At 71.8% G+C, this 3,921-nt stretch carries 3 protein-coding genes and 1 pseudogene; 3 read left to right on the top strand and 1 reads right to left on the bottom strand.

Features of this window, described 5'->3' with window-relative positions; translation table 11 throughout:
• Both C667_RS20920 and C667_RS20915 read left to right on the top strand, forming a co-directional pair.
• Positions 1 to 301: pseudogene (locus C667_RS20920) on the top strand (threonine-phosphate decarboxylase); the annotation flags it as partial.
• Positions 301 to 1,284, top strand: coding sequence for a cobalamin-binding protein (locus tag C667_RS20915; protein ID WP_004381964.1), 984 nt, complete (start codon positions 301 to 303; stop codon positions 1,282 to 1,284). The pseudogene C667_RS20920 and the gene C667_RS20915, both read left to right, overlap by 1 nt.
• Here C667_RS20915 and C667_RS20910 read toward each other — a convergent pair.
• On the bottom strand, positions 1,226 to 2,398 hold the full coding sequence (locus C667_RS20910; RefSeq protein ID WP_004381963.1) for a M48 family metallopeptidase: 1,173 nt from the start codon (positions 2,396 to 2,398) through the stop codon (positions 1,226 to 1,228). The genes C667_RS20915 and C667_RS20910 overlap by 59 nt on opposite strands.
• A gap of 301 nt (positions 2,399 to 2,699) precedes the next feature.
• On the opposite strand from C667_RS20910, the gene C667_RS20905 reads away from it, so the two are divergent.
• Positions 2,700 to 3,921: DEAD/DEAH box helicase (locus C667_RS20905; protein ID WP_004381962.1), on the top strand; the 1,222-nt coding region annotated here is incomplete at its 3' end.

Here is a 3,921-nt window from a genome sequence, read left to right as displayed (position 1 = left end):
ACACGCACTCGCCGACACCGCCTGGCAAGCCGTGCAGCGCGCCCGGCTGGACGCCGCGGGCGCGCGCCTGCGCCGCCTGCTGCAGGCCCATGGGCTGGAGAGCCGCGGACCGGCCCTGTTCCAGTACGTCCGCCTGACACACGCGGCGCAGGCGCACGCGGCCTTCGCCCGTCGCGGCATCCTGCTGCGCCGCTTCGACGACCCGCCCGCGCTGCGCTTCGGCCTGCCCGCGGACGAGCCCGGGTGGGCGAGGCTGGAGGCTGCCCTGGCACACTGCCCGAATCTCTTGAAGGAGCCCTGATGCGCTTGCCCCCCTTCCGTATCTCCACCGCAGCGGCCTCGGCCGCCTTCGCCACCCTGCTCGCGCTCGGCAGCCCCGCCGCGGCCGCGGGCATCGAGCTGGAGGACGACACCGGCCGCAAGCTCGCGCTGGCCGCACCGGCGCAGCGCATCGTCAGCCTCGCCCCGCACGTCACCGAGATGCTCTTCGCCGCCGGCGCGGGCGAGCGCGTGGTGGGCGCGGTGGACTACAGCGACTACCCCGAGGCCGCACAGCGGATCACGCGCGTGGGCGGCTACACCCGGATCGACCTCGAGGCGGTGGCGGCGCTGCGCCCGGACCTGGTGATCGGCTGGCAGAGCGGCAACCGCGAAGGCGACCTCGCCCGCCTGCAGGCGCTCGGCATCCCGGTGTACCTGAGCGAGCCGCGCAACCTGGAGGACGTGGCGCGCAACCTCGAGCGGCTCGGCCGGCTCGCCGGCAGCGAGCACACCGCCCAGGCCGCCGCGAGCACCTTCCGCGCGCGCCGCGAGCACCTCGCCGCGACCTACTCGGGGCGCGACAAGGTGCGCGTGTTCTACCAGATCTGGGATCGCCCGCTGATGACGGTGAACGACCGCCACCTGATCGCCGACGTGATCCGCCTGTGCGGCGGCGCCAACGTGTTCGGAGAGGTCGCCCACCTGACCCCGACGATCGGCGTCGAGGCGGTGCTCGCGGCCAATCCGGAGGTGATCGTGGCCTCGGGCATGGGCGAGGCGCGCCCCGAGTGGCTGGACCAGTGGGCGCGCTGGCCGCAGCTCGAGGCCGCGCACCGAGACAACCTGTTCTTCATCCCGCCCGAGCTGATCCAGCGCCATACGCCGCGCATCCTCGACGGCGCGGAGCGACTGTGCGGCCAGATCGACACCGCGCGCAGCCGGCGCACGCGGGGCGCCGCTGCGCTCACGCCGTCCGCAGCGCCGGCTCCGACTCCAGCTCCGGCGCCTGCTCGCAAGGACTGAGCGCCACCCGACGCACCTCGCGCAGGCACTCCAGCCAGGCCCGGTCGAAATGCCAGGCGAGGAAGGGCAGGCTGTCGCCGAAGAAATGCTGCGCCGCAGAAGGACCCGACGCCTGCTGCCGCTCGGGCATGCCGACGCCGATCGCATCGAGCCGATCCTGCAGCGCGGGGTGGAAAGGATCCCCAGCGTCCGCGCGCAGCAGGCGCTGCGGATCCATGGCGGCGCCGGACTGCGCGAAGCCTGCCGCGAAACCGTGCCCCATCTCGCGGTAGGGCCGCACGCACGGCGCCGCGTCGCGCTCGCTCAGGGCATGCACGCGCGGGAGGTAGTCGTTGGTGAGGAAGTCCGCCTTGCAGCAGAGCTCGAGCAAGGTCCCGGCGAGCAGCTCGGCCCCCACCAGGCGTGCGGCCGTCTGGTCGGCCGCGTATTCCTCCAGCTGCGCCAGCACCAGCATCCTGGCGCACAGGGCGTCGCCCTGCGGGTCGAACCAGGGGAAACCGCGCGGCAGCGCGGCGACCAGCTCGTCGAGGGTGCGCATCCACCACGCCTGCAGCCAGGCGCTGCGGCCGCGCATTCCGCGCTGGCGCGCGACGACATGGCCGATCTCGTGGGCGATCACCGCCGCAAGCTGGCGGGGGTCGAGCGCATGCGCGAGCGGCAGGCCGATCAGCAGGTCGGTGGCGATCGCGCCGAGGCCGAGCTGCCGTGGCCGCTGCACGATCGAGGCGTTGATGTCGCCCGTCACGTAGATGCGCCGGATCGGCCTCGCTCCGGCCGCATCCGTGAGCGCATCCGCCAGTTCGTAGAGCTCGCCCACCTGCGCGCGCGCGACCTCCACCCCGGCCGGGCGCGGCGCAAGGCTCAGCAGGGACGCCAGCGTGGCCCAGATCGCGGCGACACTGCCAAGCATGAAGAGCACCCAGAACAGGGTCTCCATCGGCGCGCCCCGACCGATCGCGTCCCAGGTGGCCACGGCCCCCACGACCGCGCCGCCGAGCAAGAGCAGGGTCGAACCGGCCACGGCGAGCAGGCCAGCCAGCGCGCGGCCGCCCAGGTCGCGGGCGAGCCGGTCGTAACGGTCATCGAGGTCTTCGGAGAGCTGGATTTCACGCACGGCAATACCCCTACCATGATCCGGGTTGTGTCGGATTGTAACGAATCCTTCATGCCATGACACTATTCTTCGCAAGATTCGCGCAGACGCCCCCGGGGCAGAGGGCGGAGAGCCCCTCCCCCGGCCGAAATGGCTCGCCATTCCGAGGTGGAGCGCTTATAGTGCGGGCTTCGCTGCGGTGCACCAGTCACCCGCGGCGTTTCCTGCAACGATCCGTTCGCCCCCACGCGGCGCGGATCCCTCCCGCAGCCCGGATTGGTGTCGCATCGATGCATGCGGCGGGCTCGCGCCGGACCATCGAATGAATCCCCAAGCAAACTTCGCCAGCCTCGCGCTGGCCGAACCCATCCTGCGTGCCATCAACGAGGCAGGGTACACCCACCCCACGCCCATCCAGGCCCAGGCCATCCCCCAGGTGCTCGCCGGCCGCGACCTGCTCGCCGCCGCGCAGACCGGCACCGGCAAGACCGCCGGCTTCACGCTGCCGCTGCTGCACATGCTGGCCGCGACCCACACCCACCCGCACCCGCCCGGCCGCCCGCGCTGCCTGATCCTCACCCCCACGCGCGAGCTCGCCGCCCAGGTGGAAGAGTCGGTGCAGACCTACGGCAAGCATCTGCCGCTGACCTCGCTGGTCATGTTCGGCGGTGTCAACATCAACCCGCAGATCGGCGCGCTGAAGAAGCGCGTCGACATCCTCGTCGCCACCCCGGGCCGCCTGCTCGACCACGTCGGCCAGCGCACGCTCGACCTCTCGGGCGTCGAGTTCCTGGTGCTGGACGAAGCCGACCGCATGCTCGACATGGGCTTCATCCGCGACATCCGCAAGGTGCTCGCGCTGCTGCCCAAGAAGCGCCAGAACCTGCTGTTCTCGGCCACCTTCTCGGACGAGATCCGCCAGCTCACCCAGGGCCTTCTGCACGACCCGGCCACGGTGGAAGTGGCGCCGCGCAACACCACCGCCGAGCGCGTCGACCAGGCCGTCTACATGGTTGGCCAGAAGCAGAAGCGCGAACTGCTCGCCCACCTGATCAAGGAAAAGCAGTGGTTCCAGGCGCTGGTGTTCACCCGCACCAAGCACGGCGCCAACAAGCTCGCCGAGTACCTGACCAAGCACGGCATCGACTCGGCGGCCATCCACGGCAACAAGAGCCAGGCCGCGCGCACCCGTGCGCTGGCGCAGTTCAAGGACGGCTCGCTACCGGTGCTGGTCGCCACCGACATCGCCGCGCGCGGGCTGGACATCGACCAGCTGCCGCAGGTGGTGAACTTCGAGCTGCCCAACGTGCCCGAGGACTACGTGCACCGCATCGGCCGCACGGGGCGCGCGGGCGCTGCCGGCCATGCGATCTCGCTGGTCGACAAGGAAGAAGCCAACCTGCTGACCGCGATCGAGCGCCTGATCAAGCGCCGCATCGACCGCGCCGTGGCCGAGGACTTCGTGCCCAGCGCCGGTGGCGAGGCCGCGCACGACGCCGACCACGAGCGCGAGCCGCTGCAGCGCCGCGGCGGCCGCAACGGCC

The sequence above is a fragment of the Thauera phenylacetica B4P genome (assembly GCF_000310225.1).
Classification (GTDB): domain Bacteria; phylum Pseudomonadota; class Gammaproteobacteria; order Burkholderiales; family Rhodocyclaceae; genus Thauera; species Thauera phenylacetica.
Note: the sequence above shows the minus strand (reverse complement) of the source record. Positions and strands in the feature narration are given on the sequence as shown.